The 14,477-nt window shown below is 62.1% G+C and carries 15 protein-coding genes; 11 read left to right on the top strand and 4 right to left on the bottom strand.

From position 1 onward, the window contains the following. The first annotated feature begins 2 nt into the window (after positions 1-2). Entirely contained in the window at positions 3-866 is an 864-nt protein-coding gene (locus YH3_RS31615) for an SDR family oxidoreductase (RefSeq protein ID WP_064444743.1), read from the top strand. Between the two features lie 66 nt (positions 867-932). Here the strand turns inward: YH3_RS31615 and YH3_RS31610 are convergent, their stop codons facing one another. The 4 genes from YH3_RS31610 to YH3_RS31595 form a co-directional block, all read right to left on the bottom strand. After that, entirely contained in the window at positions 933-1,961 is a 1,029-nt protein-coding gene (locus tag YH3_RS31610; RefSeq protein ID WP_064444742.1) for an MBL fold metallo-hydrolase, read from the bottom strand. Further along, positions 1,958-3,115, bottom strand: a complete 1,158-nt coding sequence (locus tag YH3_RS31605) for a CaiB/BaiF CoA-transferase family protein (protein WP_064444741.1) — start codon at positions 3,113-3,115, stop codon at positions 1,958-1,960. The genes YH3_RS31610 and YH3_RS31605 overlap by 4 nt, the downstream gene beginning before the upstream one ends. A 78-nt stretch (positions 3,116-3,193) precedes the next feature. Next, positions 3,194-3,814: a TetR/AcrR family transcriptional regulator gene (locus tag YH3_RS31600; RefSeq protein WP_064444740.1), complete on the bottom strand. Its 621-nt coding sequence runs from the start codon at positions 3,812-3,814 to the stop codon at positions 3,194-3,196. After that, entirely contained in the window at positions 3,811-4,608 is a 798-nt protein-coding gene (locus YH3_RS31595; RefSeq protein ID WP_064444739.1) for an SDR family NAD(P)-dependent oxidoreductase, read from the bottom strand. The genes YH3_RS31600 and YH3_RS31595 overlap by 4 nt, the downstream gene beginning before the upstream one ends. Before the next feature lie 161 nt (positions 4,609-4,769). Between YH3_RS31595 and fabG the strand changes: the two genes are divergently transcribed. Genes fabG through YH3_RS31545 form a run of 10 tightly spaced genes read left to right on the top strand, consistent with a single transcriptional unit; the run spans position 4,770 to position 14,432 of the window. After that, entirely contained in the window at positions 4,770-5,510 is a 741-nt protein-coding gene (gene fabG / locus YH3_RS31590) for a 3-oxoacyl-ACP reductase FabG (protein ID WP_064444840.1), read from the top strand. Positions 5,511-5,533: 23 nt separating this feature from the next. Then, entirely contained in the window at positions 5,534-6,307 is a 774-nt protein-coding gene (locus tag YH3_RS31585) for an enoyl-CoA hydratase/isomerase family protein (RefSeq protein WP_064444839.1), read from the top strand. Beyond that, complete coding sequence (locus YH3_RS31580; protein ID WP_064444738.1) at positions 6,304-7,113, top strand: enoyl-CoA hydratase/isomerase family protein; 810 nt, start codon at positions 6,304-6,306, stop codon at positions 7,111-7,113. Before YH3_RS31585 ends, YH3_RS31580 begins: the two co-directional genes overlap by 4 nt. A 1-nt stretch (position 7,114) precedes the next feature. Further along, positions 7,115-7,894 (top strand): enoyl-CoA hydratase/isomerase family protein, encoded by a 780-nt coding sequence (locus YH3_RS31575; protein WP_064444737.1) that lies wholly within the window; start codon positions 7,115-7,117, stop codon positions 7,892-7,894. Positions 7,895-7,954: 60 nt separating this feature from the next. Further along, entirely contained in the window at positions 7,955-9,673 is a 1,719-nt protein-coding gene (locus YH3_RS31570; RefSeq protein WP_064444736.1) for a class I adenylate-forming enzyme family protein, read from the top strand. 51 nt (positions 9,674-9,724) lie between these two features. Continuing rightward, positions 9,725-11,047 (top strand): Rieske 2Fe-2S domain-containing protein, encoded by a 1,323-nt coding sequence (locus YH3_RS31565; RefSeq protein ID WP_064444838.1) that lies wholly within the window; start codon positions 9,725-9,727, stop codon positions 11,045-11,047. Beyond that, the gene (locus tag YH3_RS31560; protein ID WP_064444735.1) at positions 11,044-11,571 is read left to right on the top strand and encodes an aromatic-ring-hydroxylating dioxygenase subunit beta; all 528 of its coding nucleotides are present in this window, start codon (positions 11,044-11,046) and stop codon (positions 11,569-11,571) included. Before YH3_RS31565 ends, YH3_RS31560 begins: the two co-directional genes overlap by 4 nt. A 9-nt stretch (positions 11,572-11,580) precedes the next feature. Then, entirely contained in the window at positions 11,581-11,811 is a 231-nt protein-coding gene (locus YH3_RS31555; RefSeq protein ID WP_082920740.1) for a hypothetical protein, read from the top strand. Positions 11,812-11,859: 48 nt separating this feature from the next. Next, positions 11,860-13,242: an OB-fold domain-containing protein gene (locus YH3_RS31550; protein WP_064444733.1), complete on the top strand. Its 1,383-nt coding sequence runs from the start codon at positions 11,860-11,862 to the stop codon at positions 13,240-13,242. Beyond that, positions 13,239-14,432 (top strand): acetyl-CoA acetyltransferase, encoded by a 1,194-nt coding sequence (locus YH3_RS31545; RefSeq protein WP_064444732.1) that lies wholly within the window; start codon positions 13,239-13,241, stop codon positions 14,430-14,432. Before YH3_RS31550 ends, YH3_RS31545 begins: the two co-directional genes overlap by 4 nt. The last annotated feature ends 45 nt before the right edge of the window (positions 14,433-14,477 follow it).

Raw genomic sequence — 14,477 nt, 5'->3', positions numbered from 1 at the left:
ATATGCCAGGAGTACATGACCGGGTCATCGTGGTGACCGGAGCAGGCGGCGGTCTCGGACGTGAGTACGCGTTGCTGCTTGCACGAGAAGGCGCCCGAGTGGTGGTCAACGATCTCGGCGGCGCACGCGACGGTTCGGGATCGGGATCGACGATGGCCGACGACGTGGTGGCGGAGGTCCGCAAGGCCGGCGGTCTCGCAGTGGCCAACTATGACAGCGTGGCCACCGAGGGGGGCGCGCTGTCCCTGATTCAGACGGCACTCGACGAATTCGGTGCGGTGCATGGCGTGGTCAATAATGCCGGCATCCTCCGTGACGGTGCGTTCCACAAGATGACGAGCGACAACTGGGATGCAGTAATGAAGGTGCATCTCTACGGCGGATACAACGTCTCCCGTGCGGCGTGGCCACACTTCCGTGAGCAGAAGTTCGGTCGCATCGTCGTTGCAGCCTCCACGAGTGGCCTGTACGGAAACTTCGGTCAATCCAACTACGGTGCAGCAAAACTCGGACTCGTCGGTCTGATCAACACGCTGGCAATCGAGGGTGCCAAGTACGGGATCAATGCCAATGCGGTTGCACCGCTCGCGGCAACCAGGATGACCGAGGACATCGCACCGCCGGAGTTTCTCGAGAAGCTGCCGCCGGCGCACGTTGCGCCGGTCGTCGGTTACCTCCTCACCGAGGAATCCACCGAGACCGGGTCGGTATTCGTGGTCGGTGGCGGACAGGTTCAGCGCGTGGCTCAGTTCCAGAACAAGGGAGTGACATTTGCCGAACCGCCCACTGTCGACCAGCTTGCAGAGCGTTGGGCGGAGATCTCCGACATGACCGGTGCCGTCCCGGGTGTGAATCCGCTCGGGTAGCGCTCGGTTGAACCTGTGCGGGTGTCGAACAGTTATTGTTCGACACCCGCACAAGTATATTGGGAGTCAGATCGTGAAGTGGTGGACGCCGTCGACGTCGGTGCGCGTCAGTCGTCCTTGTATCGCCAGTACGTCCAGGTGTGCGCCGATTTCCAGGATGGCCAGCATACGGTGGACGTCGCTCAGGTCGGCAAGTGCACGCTCGTGTCGCGTCCAGGTCAGGGCGCCTGCAACGTCGACTGCGCTGTGTCGGCCGGAGATTACCTGTGAGAGAACGGCATCGAATCGTTCGTCGTGATGTGCAAGTAGGGCGTCAACTCGGTCGTGGACGTGCGGAGTGACCTGGCCGTGGGCGGGCAGCATCGAGGCGTTGGGCAGAGATTTCACCCGTGCCAATGACGCGAGGAACGAGGCGAGTGGCAATTCCTCCGGAGCGCGCTCGAATCCGATGGACGGCGTGATTCGGGGAAGTATGTGATCGCCGGTGATCATGACGTTTCGCTCGGAATCGACCACGATCATGTGCCCGCGCGTGTGTCCGGGTGTGTGATGAACATCGAGCGTCCGGTCGCCGACCGAAAGTTGTTGTCCGTCTTTGAGCCACGCGTCAGGTTCCCCGAAAGGGACATCCCTTTCGTGTTCTTCGTGTTCGAGTGCCTTGATCAGATCGGCCAGTTCGGGGGCACCGCAGGTTCTCAGTAACTCGGCCTGTCGCGGGTGCATCCCGGCGATTTTGTCGAACGCATCGATGGTGTGCCGTTCCTGCTCGCCCACGAGCACTTGGGTTCCGTAGGAATCGCGAAGCGCGATGGCCTGGGTGTAATGATCCCAATGTGTGTGCGTCACAACGATCTGCTCGACGTCTGCCAGTGCGAATCCGAGATTCGAAAGAGCCTCGCTCAGGGCATGTTCGGTAGCAGGCGAGGCCCATCCCGGGTCTACGAGGGTGATCGAGGACCCCGACGTGACCGCATAGCAGTTGACGGTCGTCAGATCTGCCATGGGCAGAGCGAGTGGAATTCGGTAGATCCCCTCGGTTACTCGGTGTACGGCGGGGGTGCTCGAGTTGTCGGACTGCTCGGGGAGGGCGGTCATGGCACCGTCACCTCGACTGCTTCGATGGCAACTCCGCGGGCGATGAGATCTTCGATGTGGGTTGCGCCCCAACGGGAAAGAACCTCCCGAGAGTGCTCGCCGGGCATGGGAGGCGGCCAGTTTACCGTCGACTGCTCCTTGGAGAACCGCGGTGCCGGTGCGGACTGCAGTACGCCGTTGACCTCGACGAGGGAACCACGGGCGCGAACGTGGGAATTCTCGGCAGCACCCGTCAGAGTTTCGATGGGTGCCACGCATGCGTCAGTGTTTGCGAAGTGATCCGTCCACTCTGATTGCGTGCGGGTTTTGAACGTAGCGGCGATACTTCTGCGAAGCCCCGGCCAGCGGCTCTGGTCCTGCTGCAGGTGCGCCGGCTCGTCCAGCCCGAGGCCGGAGAGAAGTTCGGCATAGAACTTGGGCTCGAGGGCGCCGACAGCCATATGACGGCCGTCAGCGGTCTCGTAGATCGAGTAGTAGGGAGTGCCGCCGTCGAGCATGTTGCTCTGGCGGTGGTCCACCCAGGCCCCGGCAGCCATCATCATGTGCGTCGAGGACAGTAGGTGACTGACGCCGTCGACGATTGCGGCGTCCACCACTTGGCCGGTGTCGGTCGCCTTGGCGTCGATGAGCGCCGCGAGCACGCCGATCACGAGATAGATGCCGCCACCGCCGAAGTCGCCGAGAAGATTCAGCGGAATCTGTGGGGCTCCGTCCGCTGGGCCGATGGCATGCAATGCGCCGGTGAGTGCGATGTAGTCGATATCGTGACCTGCTGATTGGGCGAGCGGGCCGTCTTGACCCCATCCGGTGATGCGGCCGTAGACGAGTTTGGGGTTGCGGGCCAGGCAGGCCTCGGGACCGACCCCCAGCTTTTCGGCTACGCCGGGTCGGTATCCCTCGATCAGCACGTCCGCGCGCTCCACCATGCCGAGGAGTACGTCGACCGCTTCGGGCTTCTTGAGATCCAGAAGCAGTGACTGCTTCCCGCGGTTCATGATGTCGATGTGTTCCGAACCGGCGAAGAATCCGCTACCGCCGGGGCGGTCCACCCGCACAACTTCGGCGCCGAGATCCGCCAGGAACATCCCGGCAAAAGGTCCCGGACCGATCCCCGCAAGTTCGAGTACCCGGCAGCCTGCGAGTGGTTTCGCCATGTCTGTTTTCCTTTCATCGGGCCGAATCTGAGGAGTTTCCTTGCAGTTTCGACATTCTTCTCAGTCTGATGGAGTCTTCTATGTGGCGACGGGACTCAGCCCGTGCCGGACCAGGCTCTGCGTGGTCGCCACGAGTTCGGAGAGCGAACCGTCGGATCCGCGCCACCACTCAGGGGCCCAGTTGAGCGCGCCGATCACAAGCTTGCGGGCAGTTCTCAGGTCCAGATCTGCCCGTATCTGCCCCGCAGCGAAGGCCGCGTCCATCAGTTCGCGCCACAAGGTGGAATAGGCGTGTGAATCCTCGCGCAACCGCTCGCGGATGCCGTCGGGCAACTGGCCGGTGTTGCGGGTGACCGCCGTCGCGAAGTCGGACAATTCGAGTTCGACCTCGAGGTGCGCCGCAACTGCAGCGCAAATTCGGTCCATCGGGTTGGTCTCAGCAGGTAAGGAATCGAGGGCAGCGGTGACGTGCTCGCGCAGACGGCTCTGGCCAACCGACATGACTTCGGAAATCAACTCGTGCCTGGACGCAAAGTAGTAGTAAACGGCAGGTGCGCGTAGGCCGGCTACGTCGGCGATATCGGTGAGGCGAGTCTCGGAAATGCCTTTGCGAGAGAGTACTTTTGCGGCCGCGAACAGAAGACGCTCCTCGGTGGCCTCGGATTTGCTGCCAGAGGTGGACGGCTTGTTCGTCCTCACGGCATCGAATACCCGCCGCTGACAGACAAGACTTGGCCGGTGATTTGGCGAGCCGCACCTGCGGAGCAGAAGAAGACCACGGCATCAGCGACGTCGTGGGCGGTTGTGAGGCGGCGGAGGGGGATGCCCTTTTCGAGGTTTTCGATCTGGCTGGCGTTGAACACCTTGTCGGCACCTGCCGCCCACAGGCTGCCTGTGCCCACGGCGTCCGGGCTCTCCGGAAGAACCAGGCCCGGGCACACGACGTTGGAGCGGATGCCTTGGCGCCCATGCTCTTTCGCTACGGTGCGGGCCATGGAGATCAGTCCGGCTTTGGTTGCCCCGTAGATGCCTTGCCGGACTTCGCCGAAGGCTGCATCGGAGGAGATGAAGACGATGGAGCCGGACTGGGCCTCGCGCATGGGGCCGAGTGCGGCCTGAGTGCAGGCGATTGCGGTGTAGAGGTTGATCTCGATGGTCTTCTGCCAGCGCGCTCGATCGGTGTCTTTGGCGAAGAATTCGGCCTCGCTGAATCCGGCGTTGTTCACCAGTGAGTCTATGCCGCCCCACTTTTCCAGGAGTGCGCCCACGGATCGTTCCGCGCCGCCTTCCTTGGTAAGGTCTTCGGCCAGCATGATCGCTTCGGCGGCGCCGAGTTCGAGGGCCTCGATGCGTACCTTCTCGGCCTGATCTCCGTCGATGTCACAGATCGCCACTCGGGCGCCCTCGCGGGCAAAGCCGTGCACGATGCCACGGCCCACGTTCGACCCGCCTCCGGTGACCAGCACCCGTCCATTCTTCAGACCTAGGTCCATCTGCTTGTCTCACTTCCGTGTCTTGGCGCTCCGGCATTGACTCCGGCAGCTTAACTAATTTATGTTAAATTCAAAAGTATTCATCCAGGAGGTTGCATGAGGATTCTTCGCAGGGTCTGCCACGTCGTGTTCGGTGTCGAGTCGCGCCGGGGGTGCGCATCGTGAGGGCAGGATTGGTCGAGGGAAAGAGTGCGGCCATTACGGGTGCTGCTCAGGGAATTGGACTGGAGATCGCACGCCTCCTGCATGAGGAGGGCGCAAAGGTGATGATCCTCGACGTCAACGAGGATCAGGCTTCTGCGGCTGCCGTGTCGTTAGGTGAGGGTGCTGTGGGCCGGGGTTGCGACGTCACCGATGAGGACTCTGTGCGTGATGCAGTGGAAGCGACTGTCACAGAGTTCGGTTGCCTTGACATCTTCGTCAACAATGCAGGCATCACCCGAGACTCGTCGCTGGGCAAGATGACGCTGGCCGACTTCGAAGCAGTCCTCAACGTGCATCTCAAGGGCAGTTGGCTCGGCGTGCGGGCAGCATCGGCCGTGATGCGCGAAGCCGGTAGCGGATCCATCATCAACATGTCGTCCCTGTCGGGGAAGTCCGGCAACTTTGGCCAGACCAACTACAGCTCCGCAAAAGCCGGTATCGTCGGTCTGACGAAGTCTGCCGCGAAGGAACTGGCGCACAAAGGTGTTCGAGTCAATGCTGTGCAACCTGGCCTGATTCGCACCCCGATGACCGAGGCCATGCCGACCGATATTTTCGCTGCTCGTGAGGCGGATATTCCTATGAAGCGCGCCGGCGAACCTCGCGAGGTGGCGGGGGCAGTGCTGTTCTTGGCTTCACAGCATTCGAGTTACATGACCGGTGCCGTGCTCGAAGTCGGCGGCGGGCGGTTGATGTGACTGCCGCGGATGTCAAGCGTACCGTGTCCGTCGTCGAGGCTGTCGTAGATGGGGCCATCGGCCGCATCATGCTCAATAGGCCTGAGGCGATGAACGCGATCACGGTCGCACTCGGTGAGCAGTTGGAGACGGCGCTTCGGACGTTGGCGCCGCAGGTACGGGTCATAGTTCTGCGCGGCGCCGGCGGTAATTTCTCTGTGGGCGGGGATTTCCACGAGCTGCAGCAACTGCGCGAGCAAGGCCGTGACGCGATGTCAGAGCTGTTCGGCAATTTCAGCCGGGCGTGTTCGGCGATCGCCGAGCTGGATGTGCCCGTGATTGCGGCAGTCGAGGGTTACGCCATGGCAGGTGGTTTCGAATTGATGCAGTCCGCTGATATTGCGCTGGTACACGCGAAAGCCAAACTGGCCGATACTCATTCCAATCACGGCATGGTGCCGGGTGGTGGTAGCACGCAGCGACTTCCCCGTCTGGTTGGTCGGCAACGGGCGCTGGCACACATTCTCACCGGAGACAGGCTCTCCGCGGATCAGGCAGTGGCCTGGGGGCTCGCTTACCGCGCTCTGCCGGCGGACACGTTCGACGCGGATGTAGACGCGTTTGCCGAGGCGCTGGCCGCCAAGGACCCCGTCGCACTCGGGCGCAGCAAGCAACTCGTGTACGCGGGGCTTCGTTTGCCCCTGGCGGACGGACTGTCCCTCGAGCATCGCACTGTTCTCGATCATCTCAGTGAAGATTCGGGCGGCACGGGCATCGACGAATTCACGAACAAGGATCAACAAAGGAGCACGCCATGACCGAAAATCTCATCCCTGAGGGGCCTGTGTTGCTGGACCTCGAGTCCAATGGTGTTGCCAGGCTGCGTCTTAACCGACCTGAAGCGTCCAACGGAATGGACGTCGGATTCCTGCAGGCCCTGCATGCTGCGGTATTGCGGTGCCACGGCGAGCCGCGGGTGAGGGTTGTCGTCATCACCGGGGAAGGCAAGCACTTCTGCGCCGGCGGTGACGTTCGTACCTTCGCCTCAAAGGGCGAGGCGCTGCCGGATTACCTCCGTGAGGCCACAGCGTGGCTGCAAATTGCGACCTCGGCTTTGATGCAACTTCAGGTTCCGGTCATCGCCTCGGTGCATGGTTTCGCTGCCGGTGGCGGTGGCCTGGGCTTGGCGTGTGCTGCAGATTTTGTGATCGCCGAGGAGACTGCCAAGTTCATGTCCGGCGCCGTCCGCGTGGGGATGGCGCCCGATGGGGGAGTGTCGGTCACCCTCACTCAGCTCGTGGGTCTGCGCAAGGCTGCTGAAATCCTGCTGACCAACCCGACTCTCGACGCGCAGACCGCGCTGGAGATCGGTCTCATCACATCCGTCGTTCCCGCTGGAGAGCTCGCGAAGCGCACCGACGAGTACGCCGCACAATTCACCGAGCTCGCCCCGCTCGCGGTCGGCGCGACCAAGCGGCTGCTCTGGGGCGGCGTGGGCGCCACTGTAGCCGACCGGCTTGCGGAAGAGGCGCGTACGGTTTCCGAACTGTCGGGGACAGCAGACTCCCGCGAGGGACTCGCTGCGGTTCTCGAGCGCCGCGCGCCGAAATTCGTGGGCCGCTGAGATGGAGTCGGAATCGACGGTCCTCGTCGAAGATCGCGGCACCACTCGTCTGATCACCCTCAATCGCCCGGACAAGCGAAACGCCATCGACCTGATATTGCGGGTGGAGTTGGCCGAGGCTTTGGAAGGGGCGATGTCCGCAGAGTCCGTACGGGTAGTCGTGCTGACCGGCGCCGGCAAAGCCTTCTGTTCCGGTGGGGACATCTCCACCATGGACCGCCAGAGCGCGGAGAAGACCGTCATTCGCGCTCAGGCGGCCCAGCGTGGGATCCGGGCGATCTGGGGCGGTACCAAGCCTGTCATCGCGGCCGTCGAAGGCTTCGCGTTCGGTGCGGGCGTCTCGCTCGCGATGGCCTGTGACCGAGTCGTTGCCAGTGAGGATGCGGTCCTGAGCACGGCATTCACCGGCGTCGGACTGGCGGGGGACATGGGAATCTTCTACTCGTTGCCGTCTCGGGTGGGGCCCGCGATGGCGCGGCAGTTGATGATGCTGCCGAAGCGACTCTCTGCCGTGGAAGGCCTGGGCCTGGGCATGGTCGACGAGACGGTGCCGACGGGCACTGCGCTCGAGCGCGCATTGTCCGATGCCGAACTGATTGCGGCCGCGCCTCCGCTGGCGCTGCGGGAAATGAAATGGATCTGGAGCCGCGGAGCCGTGGCGCCGATGGATCTACTCGACCTCGAGGTCGAAGCTCAGGCCAGGCTCTTCGACACCGACGACTTCGCCGAAGGGATTGAGGCATTCACGGCGAAGCGCAAGGCAGTGTTCCAGGGCAGATAGAGACGAGTACGTGAACTTGCCAATCCCCTACGCTGCATTTATCTAATTACGATTTGAAAAATGGAGGACATAGTCGTGGTGAACTCGATCGTGGAACGGCGCGACGCGCTGGAGCGTCAATTCCCCAAGTGGACACAGCGTTCGCTGGGGGAATGGCTCGATCACAGGGCAGAACTCTTCGGTGACCGGCCCCTGGTCATTACCGATGACAAGATCACCACCTACGGCGAGGTGGCAGGCTGGTCTCGTCGTCTGGCGGACGGACTCGTGGCACTCGGCGTCAAGCCTGGCGATCACGTGGGCATCGTGATGGCCAACTACACCGAGTTCGTTCCGGTGAAGTTCGCGGTCGCACACGCTGGTGCCGTAGCGATTCCGCTCAACTTTCTCTACAAGGCAGAAGAGTTGGCCTACGTCCTGGAACAGTCCCACTGCACTGTGCTGATCACCATGACCGGCCATGCCGGCCTGGACTATCCGGAGATGATCGATTCCGTTGCGCCAGGCTGGGACACCCCGGAGGGCCAGACCGCTCTGCCGCTGTTGCGTCATGTCGTGCAGGTCGGTGTCGACGGACGGACCAGGGACGGCGTCCGGACACTTCAGGATTTGGAAGAGCTTGGTCGGGCCAACGTGGGCTCCAGCGCAGGCATTGTCGTCGACCCGAATTCGGTGGGCGACATCCTCTACACCTCGGGAACCACAGGCTCGCCCAAAGGCGTTCTGATTACCCATGACGCGGTGCAGCGCACCGGGTATGCGTCGGCGCTGACCCGGGCCTTCGACGACGGTTGGCGCGTGCTTTTCTCGTTGCCGTGCTACCACATGTTCGGTTACATCGAGGGCCTGCTGGCCGCGATGACTGTGGGCGGCGCCGTGATTCTGCAACCCAGTTTTGACCCCGCCGCCTACCTGGCCGGTATCGAGCGACACCAGGCAAACGACATTCTGTGCGTGCCGACTATGACGGTGGGCATCCTCGAACGACCCGACATCGCCGACTACGACCTTTCGAGTCTGCAGGCGTTACTTTCGGGTGCGGCTCCCGGTCCGGTGTGGTTGTGGGAGAAGGCCGCTTCTCTGCTCGGGATCACCGAGATCGTCACCGGGTACGGGATGACCGAGTGCGGCGGCGCCATGACTCTGAGTGATCCGGAAGACAGTTTCGAACTGACTTCTTCGACGGTGGGCACACCGAAGTTGGCTGGCGTCGCGGGAATCGTCGAGCGGTCAGGCGCCTTGTGCGAGTACCGCACCGCAGATCCCGTGACGGGTGAGTTTCTCCCGAATGGCGAAGAAGGCGAATTGATTTCGCGGGGACCCACAGCGATGCTCGGGTTCTGGAACAAGCCCGAGGAGACCGCCAAAGGCTTACGTGACGGGTGGGTGTACTCCGGCGACCTGGGAATCGTCCGCGACGACGGCTACGTGCAGGTCACCGGCCGGTCCAAAGAGCTCTACAAGAGCGGCGGAGAACTGGTGATGCCCAAGGAAATCGAAGAACTCCTCACGGCTCACCCCGGCATCAGTCAGGTGTATGCGATCGGTGTGCCTGACGACAAGTGGGGTGAAGTCGGCTGTGCGTGCGTAGTGCGTGCGCCGGAATCGACGATCACGGAGGACGAGGTTCTGGCGCTGTGCCGCGAGCACCTGGCTCGGTTCAAGGTCCCCAAGCACGTCTGGTTCCTCGAGGCTGCGGAGCTGCCCACAACTCCCACCGGGAAGATTCAGAAATTTCGCCTCGTTACCGAGGCCGCCAAACTTATTCGACAGCAGTAATATTCAAGGATCGGAGCAGAAACAGTGACTCTCGCAACGGATCGCGACCCCGTGGTCGACAGAGCTCCTCGAGTCGACTACTCGGCACTCATCGAGCCCGAGCGTATCCATGGATCGCTCTACACCAACGACGATGTCTTCGCTGACGAGCTCGAGCGAATCTGGTACAAGACTTGGGTGTTTGTCGGCCACACCTCCGAGGTGCCCGAGCCCAACGATTACGTCCGCAAGAAGCTCGGCTTGCAAGACGTCATCATGACGCGTGACAAGTCCGGTGACGTACATCTGCTGCTCAACCGGTGCGCCCACCGCGCCAACCTCGTTTGCGATGACGCAGCCGGGAATTCGAGTTCGTTCCGGTGCCCGTACCATGGCTGGACCTACCGCAATACCGGTGAGCTGCTTGGTTACCCGTACAACAAGGGCTACGGCGGAAAGAACAAACTCGAACTCGGTATGGGCAAAGTGCCGCGAGTCGCCGAGTACCAGGGCTTCGTATTCGGAAGCTTCGCAGAGGAGGGGCCCACTCTGCTCGAGCACCTCGGCGACGCTGCGGGCGAACTGGACCGACTGGCACGGCTTTCGCCTGAGGGCGAGGTGGAGTTGACCGCAGGTTGGCTCAAGCACAAGACTCGCGCGAATTGGAAGTTGTTGGCCGAGAACGAGACTGACGGCTACCATCCCCAGTTTGTCCATGGTTCCATTTTCTCGGTGACGGGCAGCCCTATCGGTGCGCTCTACAGTGACAACTCCACGGCAGTTACCAGGGCATTCGGGAACGGGCACAGCGAGAACGATCTCCGGCCGGAGTTTCGCACCTTTGCCGAGCCGATGCGCTGGTTCGGCACCACCGAGGATCGGGTTCCGGATTATGTGGCAGCGATGCGCGTCAAGCATGGCGTCGGCGCCGAAGAGATCATGATCGAGGGTGCTCCCCACGTCATGATTTTCCCCAACCTGTTCATTGCCGAGATTCAGGTGTTCAACATTCAGCCGCTCTCCGCGCATGAGTGCGTGCAGTACTCGACCGCGGTCCAGCTCAGGGGTGCTCCGGAACTCAATTCCCGGATGGTGTCGCAGTCGATCGGCTCGGTGGGCCCGGCCGGCATGTTGCTTGCCGACGACACCGAGATGTATGAGCGAAACCAAGTGGGTGTGACTATGCGCGAACCGCATTGGGTGGACATCCGCCGCGGCGTCGATCGCGAACAGACCGATGAGCGTGGTTACCGGATCGGAACCGCTACCGACGAGACCGCGATGCGCGCCTTCTGGCGTCACTACAAGCAGATCATGCAGGCACCCGCCGATGTAGTCGCCGATGCCGATGCCGATGCCGATGTTGTTGGCGCTGTCGGGAAGGAAACAAAGTGAGCGTCGCATTCGAAAATCGCAGCCAAAAGACGCCGGATCTCACCGATATCCGTCAGGTGGAAGCTTTTCTCTACCGGGAAGCGCGCTATGCCGACGAGCATGACTTCGATTCCTGGGAAGCGCTGTGGACGGACGACGCCCTGTACTGGGTGCCCATCGACGGCACCGACAAGGATCCGAAGACCCACATGTCCGTGATCTACGACAATCGAAATCGCATTTCCACCAGATTGAAGCAATTGCGCACGAGTAAGCGCTATGCACAATCCCCGCCGTCCAACATGCGCCGGGTGATCTCCAACGTCGAGTTGCTCGGTACGGAAGCGGCCGTATCGGGTGCGGAGAACACCGTCGTGGGCGCCAACTTCATGTTGTTTTCCGCCAAGGAGCGGGGGACCGACATCTTCGCGGGCCGAGTGACTTACAGGATTCGTGTCGTTGACGACGCGATCCGACTGGCGGGCAAGACCGTGGTTTTGGTGGACAACGAGTATGCACTGCCCAATATGGGCTTCTTGATCTAGGAGATGGTCATGTCCGGCAAAGCGGTCGTGTACAGCGAGTTCGCCCAGGTTTCGGTGGAGATCGACGAGAATGCCAAGTGTCCTCGGTTGCGTCTCGAGGATCTCCGCACGGGACAGACGCGCTATCTCGACGCCCTTGTTCTCGAGGCGCTCGTGTGGCTGAGCGACGACGCGATGGAACGTCTGCTCGACCCCTCTGCCGACCGTTGGCGGGAGGACCGTGATCTCGGTGAGCTGTGATCTCAGGCGGCCCCGTTCCGTCACGATTCTTGAAAGGTTCTGTAGTTCATGACAACTCAACGCCTTGGTATCACGTCATACGGCACGTACCTTCCGCGACACCGGGTGTCCCTGGCTGAGATCGCGAGCGCAGGTGGCGCGGGTGGGGGACGGGGCGAACGTGTTGCCGCGTCGTTCGACGAGGACAGCACCACGATGGCTGTCGAGGCTGCACGTGCGGCCCTTGTGGGCCGGACGGACTCCGATCCACGTTCGCTGTATCTGGCGACTACCTCACCGGCGTACGCAGATAAGACCAATGCCGTTGCGGTGCATGCGGCATTGAATTTGGATCGCGATGTTTTCGCTGCAGATATTGTAGGCAGTGCGCGTGGTGCGGTGGCAGCCTTGCTCACGGCTGGAGAGTCGGGCGGCTTGGCAGTGTTGTCCGATGTGATCACAGGGCGACCGGGTTCGGCTGATGAACGGGGCGGTGGTGACGGGGCGGCGGCCTTTGCCTTCGGTCCCGCTGAGACGGCTCTTGCCACGGTGCTAGCTCGGGCCAGCCTCAGTGAAGAGTTCCTGGACCGTTGGCGTGTTCCCGGCGCTGTCGCCGGCAGTCAATGGGAGGAGCGGTTCGGGCTGGAGCAGTACCTCCCGCTGATCGCTGAAGTGGCGAAAGAGGCACTGGCAAAAGCAGATATCGGCCGCGTCGATCACGTCGTGGTGGTCTCGCCCAACAATGGTGTTGCCAAACGAGCGGCGAAGCTGCTGCCGGCGGTGATCGGAACTACCGGATCGCCGATCGGGTACGCAGGTGCCGCAGGCCTGGGTCTTGCTCTTGCCGATGTACTGGACCGCGCCGAGCCCGGGCAGTCGATCCTACTGATCTCGGCGGCGGACGGCGCCGATGCGCTAGTGCTGCACACTACCCACTGGATCCTCGAGGCTCGCCAGAGCGTCAGCGTGGCAAGTCAACTGGCCTCTGGCCGCACACTCCCGTATTTCACCTACCTCAACTGGCGTGGACTCCTTGATCGTGAGCCGCCGCGTCGTCCGGAACCTGACTGGGCGGCCGCTCCGCCGTCTGCGCGTGCCCTGAGTTGGAAGTTTAACTTCGCCGGAACGCGTTGTTCTGCTTGCAGTTTCCTGCACCTGCCACCCGCGCGGGTTTGCAAGGGTTGCGGAGTAGTGGACAAGATGGCCGCAGAGTCGCTGGCGCCGCGTGAGGGCAGTGTGGCCACGTACACCGTGGACCGACTGGCGTTCTCTCCGTCTCCGCCGGTCGTGGATGCCGTGGTGGACTTCGACGGCGGTGGCCGTTACACCCTCGAGGTTGCCGACGCGGATCCGGAAGCGCTTGGGGTCGGCACACGGGTAGGACTCACCTTCCGCCGTTTAGGAACCGCGAACGGGGTACATAACTACTTTTGGAAGGCCAAGATGCTATGAGCAGCAACGGAATTTCGGACAGAGTAGCCATTGTTGCCATGGGCTGCACCTCTTTCGGTGAGCACTGGGGTCGAAGCGCGGACGATTTGTTGGTTGATGCCATAACGGATTGCTTCGACGGCAATGATCGTGTTTCGCTCGCCGACGTCGACGCATTCTGGCTCGGCACTCTCGGCAGCGGACAGAGCGGGCTGACCCTCAGCAAACCACTGGCCTTGGACTACAAGCCCGTCACCCGCGTGGAGAACTACTGCGCCAGCGGATCAGAGTCCTTCCGTAATGCCTGCTACGCAGTGGCTTCCGGCGCCTACGACAAGGTGATGGCCGTAGGCGTGGAGAAGCTCAAAGACTCCGGATTTTCCGGTCTGCTGCGCGGAGACCCGCCTGGAGACGGCACTGCCGCCGAACTCTCGATGACGGCACCCGCCGCCTTTTCCCTCCTGGACCCCGCCTATTGCGCACGTTACGGCGTGGACCCCGAGAAGATGCGCTCAGCTATGACGCACATCGCCTGGAAAAACCATGCCAATGGCGCACTGAATCCTAAGGCGCAGTACCGGTCTGAAGTATCTCGCGAGAAGATCGAGAACGCCCCGCTGGTAGCCGGCAGGCTCGGTGTATTCGATTGCTCCGGCGTCTCCGACGGAGCCGCCTGCGCGCTGATCGTCCGCGCCGAAGACGCACACCTCTACACCGACACCCCGATGTATGTGAAGGCACTGGCACTCGCTGCCGGCCCGGCGCGAGGCGCTACCGACCCCGACTACGACTACACAACTTTTCCCGAGGTCGTTCGCAGTGCGCAGGATGCTTACGCGCAGGCCGGGATCACCGACCCGCGCACTCAGATATCTATGGCTGAAGTACATGATTGTTTCACCCCGACCGAGCTGGTTCTGATGGAAGATCTCGGTTTCGCAAGCCGCGGACAGGGCTGGAAAGACGTGCTTGCCGGGGATTTTGATCGCTCTGGACGGTTGCCGGTGAATCCCGATGGAGGACTGAAATCCTTCGGGCATCCGGTAGGGGCCAGCGGACTGCGGATGCTGTACGAATGCTGGCTGCAATTCCGCGGGCTGGCGGGAGCGCGGCAACTCGACGATCCGCACACCGCACTGACTCACAATCTCGGTGGTCGTCCAGGTAGCTGCGTGTCCTTCGTTTCTGTGGTTGGCCGCGAACTGGGTTGATGTGCGTCGAAGTGTCTGTCCTATTTGTTTGGGCGCTGATAGGTC

It is taken from the genome of Rhodococcus sp. YH3-3 (assembly GCF_001653035.1).
Classification (GTDB): domain Bacteria; phylum Actinomycetota; class Actinomycetes; order Mycobacteriales; family Mycobacteriaceae; genus Rhodococcus_F; species Rhodococcus_F qingshengii.
The sequence above is the reverse complement of the archived record's forward strand: the minus strand, read 5'-3'. Positions and strand labels throughout refer to the sequence as shown.